The sequence below is a fragment of the Halalkalibacter oceani genome, assembly GCF_023715705.1.
In the GTDB taxonomy this organism is placed as follows: domain Bacteria; phylum Bacillota; class Bacilli; order Bacillales; family Bacillaceae_D; genus Halalkalibacter; species Halalkalibacter oceani_A.
The window spans coordinates 1-21,190 of sequence record NZ_JAMBOS010000014.1 but is presented as its reverse complement, the minus strand read 5'-3'; the positions used below and the strand labels follow the sequence as shown (position 1 = coordinate 21,190).

Below are 21,190 nucleotides of genomic sequence, written 5' to 3'. Positions count from 1 at the left end.
TCTCTCTTGCACGCTCATCCGTACATCTTTATATTTACTTAGTTTCCATAAAATTCCTAACTCGCCATTAGGTAACTATTTTTCGTTGTCGCGTATTTCAATAAATGGCTCTGCCTCCCCATTCTCTTTTTCGATCCGCACACTTAATGAATAATCTCCTTTATAGTCACCCTCACTGTTACAACAAATCTCACGGAATAGTATTGAGAAAAAACGTTATAGGAATTTACAAACAGATGAGCCTCTAAATGAATCAACTGTACTATTTCCTGCTTTTTAACAGCTTCTTCATTAGTTTAAAAATATCAAAACTTGTTTTCCGATAAACCTTGTTGTAAGCATATCTTTTCGGACTTCGCAACCAACCGTACCCTCTTGGCATTTTCAAACCAGCTCGTTGAACGACTTGTCTTTTAATGCTTGTCCTAGCAGCAATACGCTTTTTAAGACTCGGTTTGCGCATTCCGAATTTCATCGCAGTCACTCCCCCGATTTGCTATTCTCACTGTCTACTTAAATCGACTAACAACTAACCTTGATCATAAATTTCCATTCCCGCTTCAGCCCCTAAATCGGCTGCAACCTTAGCTCCTGCCGAAAAACATTCCACTACATTTGTTGATGTGAAGGAATGCATTGCATCTTCCATCTTTTTCAGTCTCTTAAGGAAAAGCAACGTTGAGACCCTCAAGTAGCAAGCACGTGGAGGCACAACAGCTTCCCGCAGAAAGCGGAGTCTATTTCAAGAGCGGTGGATGTCCTCTGCTTTCTGTCCTTCTCCCATAAATCAAAACAACGTCATCTGCTCCTGTTCTCCTAATCTTACCATTGCTTCAGGATCATTATCTTTAAAAAATGCGGTTCGGATTTCTTTATTTTTGGTCATGATCTGTGTTTCACCGCTTGCCGAGTCTCTAAGACGACAGCTATAAATAACAGGAAAGTATTTGCGAATAAACTTTCCTTCAGCATGGGCAGTTAGAGCGATCATTTGAAAGCCTAATTGTTCGGCAATAAAGAATACTGGGTCCAGCACATGGTCACTTGATGCTTTTCCAAATGGATTGTCAACAATGACTGTTCGATGACGCTTTTGGTTTCCTTGAAGGGGGACCCTCTTTTCGGCTAAATAGTTCAGAATCCCGAGAAAGAGGGTCATGTTTTTACTCCATTTTTCTCCACCGGACCAGGCATTTGATTTTTCCCAGCTAGTCAGTGCACCACTCACTTTCCCATCATTGCTTACTTTTCTACACTTTACACTGATGTCTTTTTCTTTCATCACATTCTTCAGTAGCTGTTTCGTATGAAGCCATTTTTCGATTTGTTTGCGAATAAGTGACTCATCTTCTTGTCCTTCATCACCTTTATATTCATCTTTGTCTAGCTGTATCACCATCCAATCGATATGATGTCGGAGGGCTTCCTTCCCTTCTTGCTCATCCCAATCTGGAACAGAGAAGATATAAATGTCTTTTGTTTTATCCTCCACTTTCACACGCGTCTGCTTTGGGATTAACCTTAATTCATCTGCAATGGTTTGTAGATAAAGATGCAGATGGGAAATGAATTGTTGTAATTGCTTATCATGCTCCCTCATATCTTCCTCGGCAATCTTTACGGTGCGATAAATCCGATCGCTCATTTTTTCTTGCCACTCGATCACATCGTCATATGTCGTTTTGTGTTCAATCCCTGTGATACATGTATTTCGTAGTTTAATGTCTATAATGTTATTATTACAAAATTTAACGAAATGTCCTTTTTCTTCAATTCTTCTTTTTTCCAGAGACGTCACTTTCTCTTGTATTGAGGTGAGGGTTTTCACTAGCTCCGAAATCATCTCCATTCGCTTATACGCATAATCGTTTTTAATTTGCTCTTCTAACAGATGTTTACGGATATTTTCATGTAAAAAAGCAAAGCGCATATCTTGCTTCTCTAATTCTACAATCGCTTTCTCAATGATCTTCTCTACAGTCTGATATCTCTTTAGTTCACTCGTAAAAAACTGATATCTTTCCTCCAAACTTTTGCGCTCTATCTCAAGCTGTTCCTTTACCTGGGTTAGAGACTGTTTAAACACTTCGATTTCCTGATAGATTTGATGAAAATCACCTTTCCGAAGGTCATATTCATTTTTTGCTTTATTCCACTCTTCCCAAAGTCGATCCACTTTAGGTTTCAATGACTCCATTCTTTCTTCTTGTTTCCTAATTAACTGACTAAGCCGGATGATTTCTTCATCGCCATGAGCTGGAAATTCGATTGCATCCACGATTCCATATTGTTGTAGTAACAATGTCTTTTCTTTCGTTAGCTCCTTAAGCTTCTCCCTGGCATTTTGCAGATTACTTTCTAATATTTCTCTTCCTTGTTGCCTATCCTGTAACTTATTACTCAGCGATTTGCGTTCTTTTACTAAAAGTTCCAAGCTTTTCGTCGCGTATTTTGGTTGTGCGTCAATGACTTCTTTATAATAGGCATCGCCCTTTAACTCATATAATGGCTCCTTAGCCAAAGCTAATTGAGCTTCTATTTCATTCAGTTCTTCGTTCAGATTTGAAAGAAGTCTTTCTGTTCGTTCTAACTTTCTAGATACTTTATCCATTTCTTCTCGAATCTTTGTAAGTTCCTGCTTAAAAAACTCAAAGTCTTTCTTTTTCGTAAAGTAATTTCTTCCTTTCGAGAGCCTTGCTTCTAAACCTTGATAGATATCTTTAGCTTCGGATAATCGCTTTTGATAGTCCACTGTCTCTTTTTCTTTCTGTTCAATTTGTGTAGTTCGTTCATGTAATACTCTTTTTTGTTTCGCTTCTTCATCAGAAGCTGATTTAAACTGTTCTTTTAACTCAGCATACTGTTCATACGGGTACTTCATCACAAATTCACGAACCTTTGACAAAATCGTTCTCCAGCTGTGAAGCTCTGTTTCTTTTTTCGTCCGTTCTCCCTTTGATTCATCGGCTAACGTTTGAACCTCAATTTTCCAATGATTAAACTTCTCATTAGATAGATTTTCCTTCCAAATACGAGGAAAAATATGCTGGTCACTGGGTTCTTTCTCACCACGAATGAGCAGCCGGGCTTCTTCCTCGGTGCAAATATAGACTGGATGGGTCATCTCCCTTTCAACGGAAAGTAGCTTCTCTCGTAATTTCGTCTTTTCTGATTGAGTTACAATAAACGTAATTGCCCAATACGGATAAATAGAATGATAATCCTCCACCGCACCTCCCAACGAACGGGCAGCCTGCTGAACAAAATCAGCCCCCAGTTCAAGATATGCAAACTGATTTCGCCAACGTTTTTTCCAAATTTCGAGTTTCGGGTCAGCAGTAAATGTTGTATTGTTTGCATAGTCATCTGCAAACCTTGTTGCTTGTCTTTCTCTAAATAACAGCTCTTCTTTTTCTCTTGACAACTTCTCAACTTTTTCCTCAAGCTGAGCAATCATCGTTTCTTCTTTTTCATAAATCGAATTGTAATGCTGCCATTGAGGTATTTGAACAATCACTTCAGATAAAATCTCGTTTTGCTGGTCTTCAATTACGTTTATTTGTTGTTTGTACGTGATTGCTTCTTGGCGGAAATGTTCGTATTCAGCTTGGACATTTGGCAAAGTATTTTTAAGCTCACGTTTTGTTTGCTCCAGATCTTTTATATGGCTTTCAAAAGAGATGATCTCTTTATCGTAATTTTGATAATCATGCTCCCATTTTGGAAATTCATCCTCTACTCTTTCTTTTAGAGGATTAGACAAAATCTCTTTTGCAATCTCTTTCATATCTTTTTCGACTAACTCTTTCTTCCCATTGTAATCCGTTTCTTTTAGTTGCCAGCTTCTTGCTTCCTTTTCGAGACTACGTAATCCCTTTTCTTCTATAGCAATTTCATCCTTTTTCCTCCCTTGCTGCAACTCTATTTGCTTTATATGTTCTTGAATTTTCTCTTCCTCATTAAGGAAATACCCTTTCAAATAAGCGGTATTGTCCGCTAATTGCTCTTCTAGATCGAGCGTTTCTTCATCTCTTTCGAGCGAGCTTAACTGCTCTACAAAATGGCTTTGCAATTGTTCATTTCTTGTTATTTCCGCATTCACCTTCGAAACTCTAAGCTGTGCTAGTCGCGCTTTCTTTTCTTTTAGGTCCTGTCCCAGCTGTTCTAATTCATCCTGGTCCATTTTATATTTTTCAAAGGCTTCATCTCTTTTTTGCTCTAAAAGTGTGATTTTATAGGATTTCTCCCTTCGTTCCCACTCTTTCTTCTCAGCTTGCCACTCTTCCATGTTCGTTTGTATTTTTGATAAAGTTGCTTTCGTCTCTCCTTGTTCTTGCTTCGTATGAAGATATAGAGCTTTCGCATTTACCTTTTGTTCTTCTAGTTGTCTTTCAACTTCATCTAATTGTTTAAAGGAAGAGACATAATTTGCAATTTGCTTTTCAACTTGTTTATTCTCTTCGATCACTCGTCTTAACCGTTTATGTGCTTTAAAATGCTCACGCTGTTTCTCAAAGGTTTGAACAAAATCAATAGAGCCTTTGCCAGCAATCGCTTCTTCTACTGTCGGGATCAGCAGCTGGTCAACAAGCTGGGAAGTCGTTTTACAGCCATCAAAAAAGCTCTCCACTCCCCCTTCTGAGCTATTAATAACCGCAATTTTTTTCCATTCCGAAGCAATGATTTTAAATCGTTCCTCTAAATATTGATGATAGCCCTTTACCGTATCAAATGTATTTGCTTTCAATGGATGAGAGGACTTCATCGTAGTGTAATATTCATTCATCTCATCCCGATTTGCCGGGCGTACCTTGCCATCTACACTCTGTCTAACAAACGGCAGCTCCTCGATTCGATGCTTGTCCCCTTCTTCATACTCATAAGTGTACCGATATGATTTTACTCCTTCTTTCGCCATAAATAAGGTAACAGCGGTGAGTCCATAGCGCCTCGGCTTTTCATTGATAATCCATTCAATCGCAATATGGGCACTCGATGATTCTAAGGAAAGAGTATCCTTCATTTTACGTTCTGCAAGTTCAGCATTAGGGAGAATGGCCTGAATCGCGGTCTGTATAAATACCGTCTTTCCTCCACCATTTTCAAGTAAAATCGCTCCATTATGGCTATCAAAAAGGAAAATATCGTCATTATAACGTTTTGCTCCACCTTCATAGACAACATTGGTGAATCTGATTTTTGAAATCGAGGGCATCTACATTTCCTCCTTTCGTTGATCAAACGAATAAATAAACTCCAAAATTCCCCGGTTATACTCCAGCTCCATAAAATATCTTTGCACGATCACTTTCGCTTTTTCTGTTAATTGTAATTCATCATTTCCGATCTCTTGAACTAATTCCTGGGCCACTAAAAAACGTTTCACTGTATGGAGAAAGCTTAGTCGACTAATCGTTCTTCCTGTCTGTGCCTTGGCAGTCTCTTTTAAATCATCCATATCTGCCCATTTCTCAATAATCGCACTCCAGTTGTATTCATATTCTTTTTCCAGCTCTTTTAATTCCTCTTCATCAATAGTTTGTAATGTTTCCAGCCGCTCATTGACTTGCTCCAACCAGTCACTCATGGAAATGAAATCACGTGTCGGCTCTGTTGTTTGGTAGCTATCATAGAACTCTCCAACAAGGATAATGATCGTCACATACATAAAATAAATATCTGCGTTGACTGTTCTTCCCGTAAAATAGGTTTTCTTCAACGTGTCATTAGAAATATGAAAAGGAGAATTACGTGCTAAAGGAACAAAATAAAGACGTTCGCCAACAGAGAAAATTGTACAATCGACTTCTTTAGCAAATTGATCCACCAACCCCCGCACTTTGTCTTCTGCTAAATACAGTCTAAGCTCATCGCCCTCACTATATCCCTTTCGACTAATTTTTGCGTATATCTGAAAGGCCTTTATCACATCTTCTTCTCTATAATCCATCATTTCCACCTACTCTTAGACGCAGTACCATGTTTTGAATGGAAAAGCGCTCCGTCGCTTTTATAATTTCTTGTAATTCTTCTACTTCGATACAGGAATATTGATATTTAATTAATTCGAAAACCTCTTCAAATAATGATTCATTCCGATCTTCTGTTTTTTCATAGGTGATTGGGGAGCGTTGATGCATCACATACCATAATTGGTAAAAAATCGGATTGTTTAACCAGTCCAACTCTTCTTCACGTATCCGTTCAACCACTTCTTTTAATGTTATCGTTTCTTTCCCTTCCATTGCCTTTAGTACGAGAGTCATAATCTCCCCAAATCGTTTTCGAATCTTGGCATTTTCCAGTTCCTGCAGCTCCTCATCTGAAAGATCATCAAAGCTGGCAGTACGCTCAACCCCGTCTTGTGTTTCTATTCGTTGCTCTGAAAAAATAACGAGGGGAGACCATGTCTCATTTTGCTCGATCGTGAGAAATGGTTCCATTAAGCGTTTGGATGCGGCTAACGGTAAAGGCTTGCTTGCAAGTGGTGCGGTGATCTCTTGCTTAAAGTTAAAGGAGTCAATCCCTACATAATACAATGCTTCTTGTGCAGCATGCAGAGCTGTCGTTTTTAAATCAATGCTTTCCTTCAAAAGCATTGTATGGATATGGTGAACTTCGCCTAGCTCACGGTCGATCTGTAAAATCAGTTCATATGCTTTTCGATCTTTTTCCGAGTTCATATCGTATGCTAACCGGTTCTTCGTATCTTTTACAAATGTATGTAATTCACGAAACTCTTCGTTCTCTCTCGTTAAACGGGCATTTATATCCTCTACCATTTGTTTATAACGTTCATATGTTTCATCTGAAATGATATTTCTTTGAATTTCATGTTTGATGACAGTCATCCGATTTCTTAACGATTCCACATCGATATGCATTTCATCGATTTGCCTTAATGCTCCTACAAATTCCCCTTTTTCAAGCTGTTTCCTTAAGACTAATTGATTAATAGATAGCTGAAACTCAGTAAAGTACTCTTTCGTGGCAAAAACGAGTTCCAGTCCTTGTTCATCGAGTTTATAATATTGAGTATTCGTGTTCACATCTGCTCGATCGGCTTTCAAGATCGAGTAATGTACGTTTTCATATTCCCTTGTTTCCCAATTATAAAAAGATTTTTCATTGCGCTTTCCACTAGGTGGTCGAAACGTTTCAACTACGTTTCGGGCAATTTTTTCAAAGCCTTCAAGGGAGAGGGCCTGTTTCCCTTGATTTAATTCATATAAATACTGGGCCAAATCCTGTATACTCGTTTTTTTATTTCGAATTAGCATATTTTCAAAGAAAAATAAAAGGGTTAATAGACCATAACCGAAGTAATCAACCTGTTGATTATTTTCATCCTTCTCCCGCTTATTTTCCAGTCGGAATAATGGTTCAAATAACGCTAATCGCTGCATACGTTCACGGTAATTTTCCGTTATCCCTTTCAATTGTGTGTTCATAACGAGTTCCTCCAAATATGATGTAACTCTTCTTTCGTTAGAGCTTCTTGAGGATAATAACCATTTTCCTGGAACATAGCTGCAATTTTCTTCTGGTCAGCCTTCCTGAAATATTGCAAAAAGTGCTGAACCGCCGCTTCATTTCTAGTTTGAGTTCCTTTCCCTTTGTAGAAAGGCTTACGGAGCAAACTTTCATAAAAACCCGTGGCAAGCTTCACGTTGTATTTTTCATAAAGGTGATAAAAGATCCGAATTCCTTCATAATCTAAATCGCCGAAATAATAGAAGTCATGTTGAATCTCCCTATCCGTAAGGCCCAGCTGTAAGGAAAACTGACCTAAACTCGAAGCTATTTTCCAGCCTGAGCCGTAGATAAGAGTTGTGAAATGGGTCTTTGTTAATGAATCTACTAAACTGGAGTAAGTAGCTTTATTTTCTACGATGAAGTGTTTATGACCACGTTTATTAGCGAGTAGTTCGTTTGGATGTAACGCAAACATGAGAGGATCTGGGGTTTTCATAATTTTCAACTTATCAAATATATTAATTTTTTCTAATAGCACTCTCCCACCCTTCTCATCAATCCATTTCTCATCCTTCATTATTTCATAGGAACGTTCCGAACTGTTCGCATAGGCAGCAGGCAGCCCATTCTTTGATAAATACTGATCAATCTTCAATATCGCAGGCTTATCCTCCATCCATTTCTTTTTTGATGAAGAGAAGTAAGGTCTTAAATCTATGACAGGATGCACTTTAAACTGCACCTCTTGAATGTCTTCAATTAACGGCTGCTTCAGCTTTCCTTTTTGAATACGGAAACGATTCGGCAACCCTTTCCAATTGACGCCATGACTTTTTACAGCAGCCAAAAACCCTTCATCAATTAATGTTTGAACCGTGGCAGCAAAGTCATCGTACGTATTTCTAGTATCGACTGCCTCTTCCAATTCACTAAGCGGTACCGTCGATTTTTTAGCCAGTTCAAGGGTTGATAGTAATTTGTTTCTCATAACACCATCCCATCTTTTCTAGTATGTACTCATATAGTGACATTATAGTACAACAGGAATAAAATTAAAATTAAATGAAGATGGTGTCTATTGATTAAGTTTTTATGATTTTTATACAGTCTAGCATAACATCATATTCATTATAAGATTCTACTTTCCGCAATAAATAGTTTGAATTTTCATTCAAATAAATTAATAATCCACAAAAAAATTAACCACACTGCCGAGAAACTCGCAACAGTTTGGTCCTATAAATAAAACGATAATCTCAAATTCATCATTTCAATCCACGCACTCACATGAAGTGCGAACTTGCTTTACAAGTATATTACACAATAAAAACGCTTCAAGTTACTTGTACCTTTCATGAATGGTCAATAGCTCATTAATGAGTCTAACGAAATGCTATTTGAATAGGTTTTCGTTACCTGAAAGTCATTATCTGTGTATTGAATTCCAGTGTACGTTAAAATTCCGTCTTTAATTTCAAAATCAAGGATTTGAACACGACCATCGTTATAATCAGTTATTTTCACTTTTTCTTTCGTCTCAATGTTTACGCTAAAGATATTTCCACCAACCCTTACAGTTCCAGATCCATACCCAATAATTACTAAAACTCGTTTGTTATCTTGCCAAATAGCATTTTTAGGAATGTAATCTCCTTCTGGAGCAACCAGTACTTCTTGTTCTCCGCTTTGCAGATCGACGATATATAAATTTCCCCTTTCTTCCCATTCTAACGGGGAAATGTAAACTGCCTTTTTCTTATCGGCTGACACTACTGGTTCTGTTGGAGAATCCTCAGCAAGAACTTCTGTATTTCCATTTGGATATACTAATTCCACGGTTTCTGTTTTCGAATTGAACTTAATATCAAACATGTAGTCCGCCTCTATTTGTCGAGTGATGAATTTGGCCAGATCCAAATACATTTTTTGACATCCCCTTGCGAAGTTCTTCTTCTGATGCTATGCCCCACTGAGCAAGCAGTTCTTTTGAAATGCTGATAGTTTCGCTCTCGGCAGATGGATGAGATGCAAGGATATTTGCCAATTGATTTATATCAGCTACATTATATTTTTTTAAAACTTCATCATACTGTTCTGATTATATATTCTTCTGGCAATTTTGCGATTCCAAGCAGTCACACTTGTTGCTGTGAGACTCCTCCCAAAGCTTTACCTATTTCAGTTGCGTTTGACTGGCAATTAGGCTGCGTGTATACAAAATTAACCATTTTGAAACCCATCCCATCGAAGATATCTTTATCTTGAAGTAAGCGCAACTATTCTGCTTTATCAAGACTCAGCGTCTCTTGACCGTGCCAATGCGAAGTAGTCAATTCCTAGCCTCCTCATGCAATGACTCAATACGCAACCGGCACTTCTTATCCTTTTTCTCATTCTTCTTGTCCAGTTCTCTATTAACGTAATTCATATGCCAACACAGTTTCTGATATATACGTTCCGAATATCTCCCATTTAGTTCATCAAGCATCATTTGAAAGCCATTCTTCAGAAACTGACCTCCAAAATGCTGAATATACAAATAATTCAAGTAGTGTAAGTTGTCGAAGTCTTGTTGAACGAACTCGGTCAATTCTTCATCTGAACCGATATGTTGAAGCAATTTTGAATCCAATAGTATTCTAGGATATATTGCTGAATTGCTTTCAAGATCGTATGCTTTAAGAAGCGCTTCACCCCACACCATAGTTTCATCTACGAATAGTTCGCCTATTGTAATTCCACCACGTACGAGCCATCCGACACTATCACTAACCGCCAAGCATTGGAAATTTGAAACACAAGACAGTAAAGCTCTTATATCGAGCAATCGTTTATCAAACTGCTCCGACAGCTTCTTAACAATAATAATATTGTCGGAAAATATCTTGAACTGAATATCACGGTATCCTTCCATTTTAATTTCTCTCGATATATCCATAGAAAAAGTATACAGATTATGAAGCTTGTTCATCGCAAGCTTTTGACGATCGTACCCTTCTTTCATTCTTGCCGCAATTCCTAGTATATCCAAGTACGCAACAATATGCTGCGAAGTCTCCCTATCATACTTATCCAAACTACCTCTTACCAGCATCATTCTTTCCTCCCGAAGACTTACTTATATGAGATGAGACCTCTTATCTTGCATCAGACCACAAATATTATAGCCGATCATGCATTATTCAAATGAAATCTATGCCCCCATGATGCCCTTTTACTTTAACGAGTAATTAAGCAACCAATACGCTGCTTTTCATCGAGCAAACAGTGAACGATGCACGCTCCCAAACAAATCAAATCCCCATCGCCGAAGACGCTCTAGATTCGACTGATAGGTAAGTGTGGCCCGAGCAAGCTATATCGCAACAATCAGAACTTCGCATAACTAAAACGGTTGACTACACACTATGTAGCACCATCGATTCTTACTCCGTTAAACAAGTTGGGGTAAATATCAAATACGCGCAATATTTTATTAATTCTGGTATTGGAAGATTTTGATGCTAGACTTGGTATATCTTTAAACTTGAAGTATTGATCGTTTATATTACTTGAATATTGCTGTAATAAAAGAGATAAAAAGAATTTTTCACCTGAAGAAATTGACTTCACTACAGTTTTTAGATGGTCAAAATTTATTCCGACTACGCTTTTATTCTTATCAAATACGTCTTGTCTAATGACTATACAATCTTCAAACTTTAGTAAAGGGGTATTAAAGATTTCTTCCCATAAATCTTTAATAAGTTTAAACTTTGTATATTTCTTGTATTTTGTTTTTAGGCATACCTCGAAATCTGACAAAACTTGCGTTAATGTATCAATAAGGATTTTGGCTATCTCAAAAGAGAAGGTGTTACCTTTCACAGTTTTTCTACCTAGGAGATACTCTCTGTTAGAAATTGTATTATCATGTGCAAGTCTATTCCTATACTTCGAAACATCCTCTAATGCTCCTCTATCAAACGTTAATTCAATAGCCATGAGATTTTGTGCTGTTTGTAAGAGAGCAAGGGCATTACCTTTAGAGATAGATTTGATTTCGGCATTAATGATAGTTTCGAGTATGTAATTAGAAGAATACATATTATTAAAAATATCAGAATTTTTAAGTTTAGGCTGTTTTTCATCCGTTAGCTTTTCGGGAAAGGCAGCCAATATTCGCCGTAAAGCCTCACAAATACTACTTTCAAATAAAGCAAATGAGTAGACAAAAAATGCTTCGTAGTTATTTTTCTCCAATTGTTCAGACATATCTTTAATTTTTTCAATGTTTACACGAAGGTCATTAGTCAGTTCTTCGCAAACAAGTATTCTCATCCTCTTTTCACTACCCTTTTAAAATTAATCCAATCAAGAATACACATATTTTGAGGAAAGAGTGCAGAGTGTGAGCACTTATATCATCGCATAAACGCATTTCGACATTTTCCCTCTGCTCTATTACCTTGTCTTCCCTTGCAGATTTACGGCAAATTTACGGCAACCCTCTAAAACCGCCTCTGTTACACCTATTCCCACAAATCTGTATCACGCTAAAACCCCTTGTACATCAAGCACTCTCGCCTTTTGTACCATTCCAACTTAACAACGCCACGCACTCCACATGCGTACTCTGAGGAAACATATCAACCGGCTGTACTTCCTTCGTCGTGTAGCCGCCTTCTTCGAGCACCTTCAGGTCGCGGGCGAGAGTGGCGGGGTTGCAGGAGACGTAGACGACGCGCTTCGGCTTCATGTTGAGGATTGTCTCAAGCAGGGCCGGGTCGCAGCCTTTGCGCGGCGGGTCGACGACGATGACGTCGGGCCGGATGCCTTGGGCGTACCACCAGGGCATGATCTTCTCCGCTTCGCCGACGGCAAATTCGGCGTTGGTGATGCCGTTGAGCCGGGCGTTGCGCTTGGCGTCGGCAATGGCGTCGGGTACGATTTCGACGCCGTAGACGTGCTTGGCGCGCTGGGCGAGGAAAAGGGAAATCGTGCCGATGCCGCAGTAGGCGTCGATGACGGTTTCGCTGCCGCTTAAGTCGGCGTATTCGAGCGCTTTGTCGTAGAGCACCTTTGTTTGCTCGGGATTGACCTGATAGAAGGAGCGCGCTGAAATCGCGAATTTGATCTCGCCGATCGAATCGTAAATGTATTCGTCGCCCCAGAGGACGCGTGTTTCGTCGCCAAAAATGACGTTGGTCCGCTTTGAATTGATGTTGTGAACAATTGATTTCAGATTAGGGATTTTGCTTTTAATCGCCTCAATCAGCTGCTGTTGTTTTGGCAGCTCTTTGCCTCTCGTAATGAGGACGACCATGATGTCCCCGGTCTGTTTGCCGTAGCGGGCGACGACATGGCGCAACGTACCGCGGTGCTTGTCTTCGTCATAGCCGCGAATGCCGAGCTCCTTGGCGATCTGCTTCACTGTACGGATGATGGCGTCATTTTCTTCATGCTGAATCAAGCATTCATCCATATCAATGATCCGATGGCTGCGCTCCTGATAGAAGCCGGCAATCAGTCCGCCTTCCCGTTCTCCGACAGGAACCTGTGATTTGTTGCGGTAGCGCCATGGCTCGTCCATGCCGAGCGTCGGATGAACTGGAATGCCGGTAATCCCACCAATCCGTTCCAGCACATCCTTGACCTGCTTTTGCTTGACGCGAAGCTGAGCCTCGTAGCTCAGATGCTGAAGCTGACAGCCGCCGCATTGTTGATAGATGGGACAGGAGGGTTCGACGCGATCCGGACTGGCTGTTTCGATGCTGAGCAGGCGGGCAAAGCCGTAGCCTTTGTTTGTTTTGATAACTTTTATTTGCACGACCTCACCAGGGAGCGCTTTTGGAACAAAGAGCGTGTAGCCCTCAACCTTGGCTACTCCCGCGCCTTCGTGGGTGAGATCTTCTATTTTCACTGTAAGCTGTTGATTCTTTTGTACAGGTGGCTGTTGTTTTATCATGTTTGTCCGTCCTTTTTGGTCAAATTTCTGCTCATTATTGTACCACAAATCAAGGAGCGGTTTCTTTCCTGCCGGTTTTAGTCTTTTTTCTGCAATGGAAGATAAATGTCGTACTGAAGATATTCTTTCGAGGCGTTGTCTCTGCTGCGGTCATAGCGTTCTATCGTTAATGCGCTCGGGTTCTGCCGATAGCCGTTCTCCCTTATCCAGGAAAACATTGTGCGGTAAGTGGCGGTGACTTCAGCAGCCGGGCCTTGATGCGTTGCTTTCGCGTACGATTTTCCCGGAATCTGAAAGCCTGTCATCCCGCTTGGCATCGTCCGCAGTTCATCAACTGCCAAGGTGACGTAATAGGTGAATTCCGTTTCACGGCTATGAAATGGCGCATAAATCCATTCCATAGTGACAGGAGCTTCGATTTCAGCAAGACGCTGCTCAAATTGCGAGAATAAAAGCGGAATTTCAGACGAATTCGCATATGGACCACTCCACGCGAAGCCGACTACATAAAGATTTTCTAGCGTCACTACTTGAATCTCCATGATACTCCCCCTCCATTTTCAATTAAATGTTATTCGTTTCGACATTGATATGATAGGGATTGGTGCACTGGCGTTTCTCCATCTCATTGATCCCCGAGGCTACATTGGAAGGCTGCACAGCTTTATTTTCCAGCTTATAGGCCGGAGAAGAAAAAAGCTGTCGCCCCGTGTAAAGGACGCTACCTCTTCTCCACTCCGATCCCTGATGAAATAACCACGTAAGAAAAGCGCGTAGCATCCTTTCTTAGAAGTGGCTTTCGGGACGCTACAATCATTTAAGGATCGCTTGAAAGAACCCCGCTTTCAGCCATCCGTGTAACGCGCGAAGCAGACGCCCCGAATTATCCCGAAAAGGTCGCCAGTCGTTATTCTACAGACAGCTTCCCCGCTGCGTTTCATTTTGCCAAAAGGTATTTTTCCTTTCAGCAATCCGGAAAACGGGGGTTTGGAGTCAGCCCATCACTCAAAGAAGCAGGAAAGCAACAGGTTACTTTTTCTTCAGCTTTCTTTCCTTAGGGGTGAGCATGTGAAAATGGTGATACATGTTGACGAATTCAGCAGGTAAAATACCACCATATTCGCCGTCCAAATTCAACTGCATTTTTCCTTCAACCTGAATCTTAATTCTGTTAGCCTGGACATATTTTACTTTTGGATGATGAAGATGCTCTCCCCGTAAAGTTAAGGTTGCGAGGCGTAAGAGATCTGGAAAGGATAGTTTCTCCACGATAATAAAGTCAAACATCCCGTCCTGAAGGGAGGCGTCGGGGGCGAGCTTTTCAAATCCGCCGACAGAATTCGTATTGGATACGAGAAAAATCATAATTTCACCCTCGTATAGCTTGCCGTCATATTCGATCCGGACATTTGTCGGCGCGATTTGCGGCAGTTTCTCGATCCCTTTAATATAGTAGGCAAGCTGCCCGATCGCGGTTTTCAGCTTGCTCGGCACTTCATAGGTCAGCTCTGTCAGCGTTCCGCCGGCAGCAATATTAATAAAGTAGCGGTCATCAATCCTCCCGACATCAATCGGTTCGATATGCTCGCCGGCCAGCACATCACACGCTTTCTCAATATCGCGCGGAATGCCGAGAGCGCGTGCAAAATCATTTGTCGTGCCGGCCGGAATGAGGCCAAGCAGCGGGCGCTCCTCTAAATCGGCCAACCCGTTGACGACTTCAAACATTGTTCCGTCCCCACCGGCTGCGACGACAAGGTCATAGCCGTTTTCACCGGCTTTGCGGGCGGCCCTTTTGGCGCAGCCTTCCCCGGTCGTCGCGTGAGCTGATGTTTCATAGCCGGCTCCTTCAAGCCGGTCAAGAACATAGGCGAGATTTTTACGGATCTGTTCCCGCCCTGAGGTTGGATTGTAAATGAGCCTAGCTCGTTTCATGTCGCATCCCCTACTTACAAAAAGTTAACATGATCCACTTTTTGTCATTATTTTTCTGTCCTTATTGTACCGCTTTTCACGAGGAACGACAAATGAATAAGAAAACCGCAGAGCGGCTTTTCTTAGAAGCGGCGTGCGGAGCCGTTACCATCTTTTACGGAGGGTTGAAAACGGGATTTCTTCAGCCCTCCGCGTAACGCGCGAAGCCGCCGCCCTTCCTCGAATCAGCCCAAAAATCTTATCCTTTCTTATCGTTTAAAAAAGATCCTGAGACAAAACTAGCTTTGGACCTACTGGCAATGGCTTCACACGCCACAAGCCCGTTGTGAGAAACCCACTCACAACGGGCTTTAAAAGAGCGTGGCGGTTCCGCTCATTGCTTAGAGAGGCTGGGAAAAAGGTAAAAAAACAACCTTTTGTCCCAGCCTCCTTCTTTTCTCTTATCGTTTCGCGATTTCTTCAAGCAGCAGCTTGTTGACCATTGGCGGGTTGGCTTTTCCTTTGGAGGCTTTCATAATCTGGCCGACTAAGAAGCCAATTGCCCGGTCCTTCCCGTTCTTATAGTCGTCGATCGACTGCTGATTCTGGTCGAGAACCTCGATGACCATTTTGCGCAGTTCGCCTTCATCTGAGATTTGAACAAGGCCTTTATCCTTGACGATTTGTTCAGGATCTCCACCTTCTTCAATCAGGTCCTTAAAGACCTTCTTCGCGATCTTCGATGAAATCGTTCCTTTTTCGATCAGCTGAATCATTTTTGCCAAGCCTTCCGGCGTGAGCGCGACATCGGCAAGCTCCTTTTGTTCAGCGTTCAAGTAGGCGGAAACTTCACCCATCAGCCAGTTCGAGGCAAGCTTCGCATCCGCTCCTTTGGCGATCGTCTCTTCGAAGAAATCAGACATTTCCTTTGTCAGTGTGAGTACCATCGCATCATAGGCCGGCAGACCAAGCTGTTCGACATAACGCTGCTTGCGCTCGTCCGGAAGCTCAGGAATCTCGGCACGAATGCGCTCCTTCCACTCCTCGTCGATGTGAAGCGCCACGAGATCAGGCTCAGGGAAATAGCGATAATCATCGGAGCCTTCCTTGACGCGCATTAATACCGTTTTATTCCCGGCTTCATCGTAGCGACGCGTTTCCTGCTCGATGATTCCACCGGAAAGAAGGACCTGTTCCTGACGTTTTTCTTCATATTCAAGCCCTTTGCGGACGAAGTTAAACGAGTTAAGGTTCTTCAGCTCCGTCTTCGTGCCGAACTTCTCCTGTCCGACCGGGCGCAGAGAAATATTCGCGTCACAGCGCAGCGAGCCTTCCTCCATTTTACAATCGGACACACCCGTATATTGAATGATCGACTTCAGCTTCTCTAAGTAAGCATAAGCCTCGTTTGGAGTGCGAATGTCCGGCTCGGAGACGATTTCAATGAGCGGTGTTCCTTGACGGTTAAAGTCAACCAGTGAGTAGCCGTTACCGGAGTGAGTCAGCTTGCCGGCATCCTCTTCCAGATGAAGCCGCGTAATTCCGATGCGCTTCTTCTGACCGTCAACCTCAATTTCAATCCAGCCATGCTCGCCAATCGGCTTATCAAACTGGGAAATTTGGTAGGCCTTCGGGTTATCCGGGTAAAAATAGTTTTTACGGTCGAACTTCGTGTCGGTTGCGACTTCACAATTCAATGCCATCGCCGCTTTCATCGCAAATTCAACTGCCGATTTGTTTAATACAGGCAATACGCCTGGATAACCAAGATCAATGACACTTGTATTCGTGTTCGGCTCTGAACCGAAATGGTTCGGACTGGCTGAGAAAATCTTTGATTCTGTTTTTAGCTCAACGTGAACTTCAAGTCCAATAATCGTTTCAAAATTCATCGTTATCCCCCCTTACAATGCCGGTTTTTGTTTATGATAGTCTGTCGCTTGTTCAAACGCATGGGCGACGCGGTAGACGGTGCTTTCATCAAAATGCTTGCCGATAATTTGCAGGCCGAGCGGAAGTCCATCCTGGAAGCCGCATGGAATCGAAATTCCCGGTACACCGGCAAGGTTAACCGGAATCGTCAAAATATCATTGGCATACATCGTTAGTGGATCATCTGTCTTTTCACCGATTTTAAAGGCAGGTGTCGGCGTCGTTGGTCCAACGATGACATCGTACTTTTCAAATACATCCTCAAAGTCCTTTTTAATCAACGTCCGGACTTGCTGGGCTTTTTTATAATAGGCATCATAGTAGCCTGAGCTTAAGGCAAATGTTCCGAGCATGATCCGGCGCTTCACTTCATTACCGAAGCCTTCGGCGCGCGTCTGCTTGTACATTTCCATCAGATTCGTTGCATTGTCGGTACGATAGCCGTAACGTACCCCGTCAAAGCGGGACAGGTTGGCGGAAGCCTCAGAGGAAGACAGCAAATAATAGGTGGCCAGCGCGTACTTCGAGTGCGGAAGGGAAACCTCTTCCCATGTCGCGCCCTGAGCTTCAAGCACTTTAAGTGCATCGAGCACCGACTGCTTCACGGATTCCTGAACACCTTCACCTAAATATTCTTTAGGAACGGCAATCTTCAAGCCTTTTACATCGCCGGTGAGAGCCGAAAGGAAATCAGGCACTTCGACATTCGCCGATGTTGAATCCATCGGATCAATTCCAGTGATGGCTTGCAGCAAATAAGCGTTATCCTCTACAGTACGGGTAATCGGTCCAATTTGATCAAGGGAGGAAGCAAACGCTACTAACCCGTAACGCGAGACACGTCCATATGTAGGTTTTAAGCCGACGACACCACAGTAGGCTGCCGGTTGGCGAATCGATCCGCCCGTATCCGAACCAAGGGCAAATGGCACTTCTCCGGCGGCGACGGTCGCCGCCGAGCCGCCGCTTGAGCCGCCTGGTACATAATCGAGATTCCAAGGGTTTTTCGTTTCCTGGAAAGCGGAATTCTCCGTTGAAGAACCCATTGCAAATTCATCCATATTCAGCTTTCCAATCGTGATCGCCTGAGCGTCAGCAAGCTTTTGAACAACGGTCGCATCGTAAATCGGGTCAAAGTTTTCCAAAATGCGGCTGGAGCATGTTGTCCGCAAACCTTTTGTGACGATGTTGTCCTTCACACCGATCGGCATACCAAATAAAAGCCCACGTTCACCGCCTGAGCTAAGTGCCTCGTCCAGCTCTGCAGCATAAGCGCGCGCCTTTTCTTCGTTTAATGTGACAAACGCTTTCACTTTATCATCGACTTCTGTGATGCGCTTGTATGATTCATCAACAAGATCAGAGACTTTCACTTCTTTCTTTTGAAGCATCGTATGAAGCTCTGACATCTTATGGTCAAATAATGCCATCTTGCTTTTCCCCCCACCTATTCTATAATTGACGGCACCCGTACTTGGCCATCCTCATGGTCTGGTGCATTCTTTAATACCTCTTCAACCGGCAAGCCTTTTTCCGGCTTGTCCTCACGAAGGACATTCTTCATATCGAGAACATGTGAAGTCGGCTCAACACCAGTGGTATCAAGCTCATTCAGCTGCTCCGCAAATGAGATAATTGCATCAAGCTGCTTTGTGAACATTTCTGCTTCTTCATCAGTAATCGCAAGTCGTGCCAGATGCGCTACATGCTTTACTTGATCTGCTTGGATTCGGGACATTTCTTCATTCACCTCCGCGTAAATTCGAACGTATTGACAATATCATTAATGATACCAAATTCCGCCCCTCTAGGCAACAAAGCCCAGTAGAGGAGGCCGGAATTCAGTACGCTGTTTGACTCAGGTATACGTTGAGTCATTACATAAATTAAAAAACAGGGAACAGTTTTTGTTCCTCTCGAACGATTCTGTTTGTCCCAGCCCTGACTTAAATAATCGGTGTTTTTGCTTGCTCGTATTCTGCCTCGATTTCTTTAGAAGGCGCTTTGTCGAGCAGGCTGAAAAGAATAATCGCGAGCGAGGCGAAGACGAAGCCAGGAATGATTTCATACAGCTCTAGCAGCGGATAGTGGGCGCGTTCAATTCTAAACCAGGTGTCAAGCTCGGCCCAAATAATAACCGTCATACCGCCGACAATCATTCCCGCCAGTGCTCCATTACGCGTCATTCGCTTCCAAAATAACGCCAGCAGCAGCACCGGACCGAAGGCGGCTCCGAAGCCGGCCCACGCATAGCCAACGAGATCGAGCACTGAACTCTCGGGATGATAGGCAAGCCAGACTGCTACAAGGGCGATGAACACGACGCCGAAGCGGCCGATCCAAACAAGCTCCTGCTGGGAGGCATTTTTGCGTACAAATCCTTTATAAACATCCTCCGCCAGCGCGCTCGATGATACGAGCAGCTGCGAATCAATCGTACTCATGATCGCCGACAAAATCGCCGCTAATAAAAAGCCGGACACCCACGGATCAAATAAAAGCTGACTAAATACAATAAAAACCGTCTCATGACTGCCTTCAGCAAGCGGTTGACCGGCGATGCCATTTGCTGAAAAATAAGCGATCCCGACAAAGCCGGTGAAAATGGCGCCAAACAGGGAAAGCACCATCCACGTCATCCCGACAGCCCGCGCCTTCGGAATTTCGCGTACCGATTTCACCGCCATAAAGCGGGTAACGATATGCGGCTGTCCGAAGTAGCCAAGCCCCCAGGCAAGCAGGGAAACAATTCCGATCACCGTCGTGCCTTGAAAGGCATCTAAATACGATGGATCGATTGCGCCAACGGCCTGAACGGTTTCATTCCAGCCACCCATCTCAGCCATCGCCCGCAGCGGAACGATAATGAGAGCGAGAAACATTAAAATCCCTTGAAAGAAGTCGGTCCAGCTCACCGCTAAAAAGCCGCCTAAAAAGGTGTAGGAAATAATGACGAGCGCCCCAATCCATAACGCCTGCGTATAAGGCATGTCGAAGGAAGCTTCAAACAGGAGCGCGCCACCGACGAGTCCCGAGGATGTGTAAAAAGCAAAGAACACGAGGATGACGAGTGCCGAAATAATCCGCAATGCCTTCGTACGATCATGGAAACGGTTTTCAAGAAATTCAGGCAAGGTGATTGAATCTTTGGCGACAGCCGTATATTGACGGAGGCGTGCCGCAAGAAACTGCCAATTCAAATACGCCCCAATCGCCAGTCCGACGGCGATCCAAATTTCCGTCATGCCGCCGAGATACATCGCCCCCGGCAAGCCGAGCAAAAGCCAGCTGCTCATATCGGAAGCGCCCGCGCTTAACGCCGCCACACTTCCGCCAAGACGCCGTCCCCCAAGTACATAATCTGATAAATTATTCGTCATCCGGTAAGCAATGAAGCCAATTAGCAGCATACCGGCCAAATAAACAATAAAGGTTAACAGCGTTGCCAGTTCCATCTTATTCTCTCCCTCCTCTTCGTAATGTGATAAGTGATAAGACGATTAATAATGGCATCGGTACAAATAACAAAATCCAAGTCGCTGTCGTCAGCTGATCGTCCACTTTCCCTCACCTCCTGTTATTCCATATGCATGAAGAGTGTATCGTAGTATTCCCGGAGAACGAGCGGACGATTACCACGATAACACAATATTATTATCTGAACATTTTTTTATTTATTTACGATTTTATAAGATGTATAACTATCCATTTCTTGTATGTAAGCTTTGCGAGTGAAAAACACAAAATGAATAATCATCCATACATATCATTAATTATTCATTTCTTTTCCCGACAATCAAAACCACCCGTGAGAACGGGTGGTTTGTTCTACGGCTGGAAGCCTTTGTTGCTGACCAGACCCTAAAGGGCCACTGAACGGTTCGCCATTTGTACTTCTTCTACTGGCCAGACCTCAAAGGC

Annotated in this window: 15 protein-coding genes; all 15 read right to left on the bottom strand. The window is 42.7% G+C overall.

The window, feature by feature from the left end:
• Window positions 1-262 precede the first annotated feature (262 nt).
• The 15 genes from M3212_RS13465 to putP all read right to left on the bottom strand — a co-directional run bounded on the left by M3212_RS13465 (window position 263) and on the right by putP (window position 20,724).
• A complete protein-coding gene (locus M3212_RS13465; RefSeq protein WP_251194493.1) occupies window positions 263-475 on the bottom strand; it encodes a hypothetical protein in 213 nt (70 codons plus the stop codon).
• A gap of 312 nt (window positions 476-787) precedes the next feature.
• A complete protein-coding gene (locus M3212_RS13460) occupies window positions 788-5,215 on the bottom strand; it encodes a hypothetical protein (RefSeq protein ID WP_251194492.1) in 4,428 nt (1,475 codons plus the stop codon).
• Window positions 5,216-5,950, bottom strand: coding sequence for a DUF6063 family protein (locus M3212_RS13455; RefSeq protein WP_251194491.1), 735 nt, complete (start codon window positions 5,948-5,950; stop codon window positions 5,216-5,218).
• The gene (locus M3212_RS13450; RefSeq protein ID WP_251194490.1) at window positions 5,940-7,451 is read right to left on the bottom strand and encodes a replicative DNA helicase; all 1,512 of its coding nucleotides are present in this window, start codon (window positions 7,449-7,451) and stop codon (window positions 5,940-5,942) included. The genes M3212_RS13455 and M3212_RS13450 overlap by 11 nt, the downstream gene beginning before the upstream one ends.
• The gene (locus M3212_RS13445; RefSeq protein WP_251194489.1) at window positions 7,448-8,464 is read right to left on the bottom strand and encodes a Wadjet anti-phage system protein JetD domain-containing protein; all 1,017 of its coding nucleotides are present in this window, start codon (window positions 8,462-8,464) and stop codon (window positions 7,448-7,450) included. The genes M3212_RS13450 and M3212_RS13445 overlap by 4 nt, the downstream gene beginning before the upstream one ends.
• A gap of 374 nt (window positions 8,465-8,838) precedes the next feature.
• The gene (locus tag M3212_RS13440; protein ID WP_251194488.1) at window positions 8,839-9,348 is read right to left on the bottom strand and encodes a DUF4652 domain-containing protein; all 510 of its coding nucleotides are present in this window, start codon (window positions 9,346-9,348) and stop codon (window positions 8,839-8,841) included.
• Between the two features lie 457 nt (window positions 9,349-9,805).
• Complete coding sequence (locus M3212_RS13435; protein ID WP_251194487.1) at window positions 9,806-10,573, bottom strand: hypothetical protein; 768 nt, start codon at window positions 10,571-10,573, stop codon at window positions 9,806-9,808.
• Between the two features lie 308 nt (window positions 10,574-10,881).
• Window positions 10,882-11,796 (bottom strand): hypothetical protein, encoded by a 915-nt coding sequence (locus tag M3212_RS13430; protein ID WP_251194486.1) that lies wholly within the window; start codon window positions 11,794-11,796, stop codon window positions 10,882-10,884.
• Between the two features lie 232 nt (window positions 11,797-12,028).
• On the bottom strand, window positions 12,029-13,423 hold the full coding sequence (rlmD, locus tag M3212_RS13425) for a 23S rRNA (uracil(1939)-C(5))-methyltransferase RlmD (RefSeq protein WP_251194485.1): 1,395 nt from the start codon (window positions 13,421-13,423) through the stop codon (window positions 12,029-12,031).
• Between the two features lie 77 nt (window positions 13,424-13,500).
• On the bottom strand, window positions 13,501-13,965 hold the full coding sequence (locus tag M3212_RS13420) for a GyrI-like domain-containing protein (protein WP_251194484.1): 465 nt from the start codon (window positions 13,963-13,965) through the stop codon (window positions 13,501-13,503).
• Window positions 13,966-14,452: 487 nt separating this feature from the next.
• Window positions 14,453-15,358, bottom strand: a complete 906-nt coding sequence (locus M3212_RS13415) for a diacylglycerol kinase (protein WP_251194483.1) — start codon at window positions 15,356-15,358, stop codon at window positions 14,453-14,455.
• A 440-nt stretch (window positions 15,359-15,798) separates the two neighbouring features.
• Window positions 15,799-17,229 (bottom strand): Asp-tRNA(Asn)/Glu-tRNA(Gln) amidotransferase subunit GatB, encoded by a 1,431-nt coding sequence (gatB, locus tag M3212_RS13410; protein ID WP_251194482.1) that lies wholly within the window; start codon window positions 17,227-17,229, stop codon window positions 15,799-15,801.
• Window positions 17,230-17,241: 12 nt separating this feature from the next.
• A complete protein-coding gene (gene gatA / locus M3212_RS13405; protein WP_251194481.1) occupies window positions 17,242-18,699 on the bottom strand; it encodes an Asp-tRNA(Asn)/Glu-tRNA(Gln) amidotransferase subunit GatA in 1,458 nt (485 codons plus the stop codon).
• A gap of 17 nt (window positions 18,700-18,716) precedes the next feature.
• The gene (gatC, locus tag M3212_RS13400; RefSeq protein ID WP_251194480.1) at window positions 18,717-19,007 is read right to left on the bottom strand and encodes an Asp-tRNA(Asn)/Glu-tRNA(Gln) amidotransferase subunit GatC; all 291 of its coding nucleotides are present in this window, start codon (window positions 19,005-19,007) and stop codon (window positions 18,717-18,719) included.
• Between the two features lie 208 nt (window positions 19,008-19,215).
• The gene (gene putP / locus M3212_RS13395) at window positions 19,216-20,724 is read right to left on the bottom strand and encodes a sodium/proline symporter PutP (RefSeq protein WP_251194479.1); all 1,509 of its coding nucleotides are present in this window, start codon (window positions 20,722-20,724) and stop codon (window positions 19,216-19,218) included.
• Window positions 20,725-21,190 lie beyond the last annotated feature (466 nt).

Coding starts and splice junctions, on each gene's coding strand:
- M3212_RS13465 (WP_251194493.1), bottom strand. CDS start 475: ATGAAATTCGGAATGCGCAAACCGAGTCTTAAAAAGCGTATTGCTGCT.
- M3212_RS13460 (WP_251194492.1), bottom strand. CDS start 5,215: ATGCCCTCGATTTCAAAAATCAGATTCACCAATGTTGTCTATGAAGGT.
- M3212_RS13455 (WP_251194491.1), bottom strand. CDS start 5,950: ATGGATTATAGAGAAGAAGATGTGATAAAGGCCTTTCAGATATACGCA.
- M3212_RS13450 (WP_251194490.1), bottom strand. CDS start 7,451: ATGAACACACAATTGAAAGGGATAACGGAAAATTACCGTGAACGTATG.
- M3212_RS13445 (WP_251194489.1), bottom strand. CDS start 8,464: ATGAGAAACAAATTACTATCAACCCTTGAACTGGCTAAAAAATCGACG.
- M3212_RS13440 (WP_251194488.1), bottom strand. CDS start 9,348: ATGTTTGATATTAAGTTCAATTCGAAAACAGAAACCGTGGAATTAGTA.
- M3212_RS13435 (WP_251194487.1), bottom strand. CDS start 10,573: ATGATGCTGGTAAGAGGTAGTTTGGATAAGTATGATAGGGAGACTTCG.
- M3212_RS13430 (WP_251194486.1), bottom strand. CDS start 11,796: ATGAGAATACTTGTTTGCGAAGAACTGACTAATGACCTTCGTGTAAAC.
- rlmD (WP_251194485.1), bottom strand. CDS start 13,423: ATGATAAAACAACAGCCACCTGTACAAAAGAATCAACAGCTTACAGTG.
- M3212_RS13420 (WP_251194484.1), bottom strand. CDS start 13,965: ATGGAGATTCAAGTAGTGACGCTAGAAAATCTTTATGTAGTCGGCTTC.
- M3212_RS13415 (WP_251194483.1), bottom strand. CDS start 15,358: ATGAAACGAGCTAGGCTCATTTACAATCCAACCTCAGGGCGGGAACAG.
- gatB (WP_251194482.1), bottom strand. CDS start 17,229: ATGAATTTTGAAACGATTATTGGACTTGAAGTTCACGTTGAGCTAAAA.
- gatA (WP_251194481.1), bottom strand. CDS start 18,699: ATGGCATTATTTGACCATAAGATGTCAGAGCTTCATACGATGCTTCAA.
- gatC (WP_251194480.1), bottom strand. CDS start 19,007: ATGTCCCGAATCCAAGCAGATCAAGTAAAGCATGTAGCGCATCTGGCA.
- putP (WP_251194479.1), bottom strand. CDS start 20,724: ATGGAACTGGCAACGCTGTTAACCTTTATTGTTTATTTGGCCGGTATG.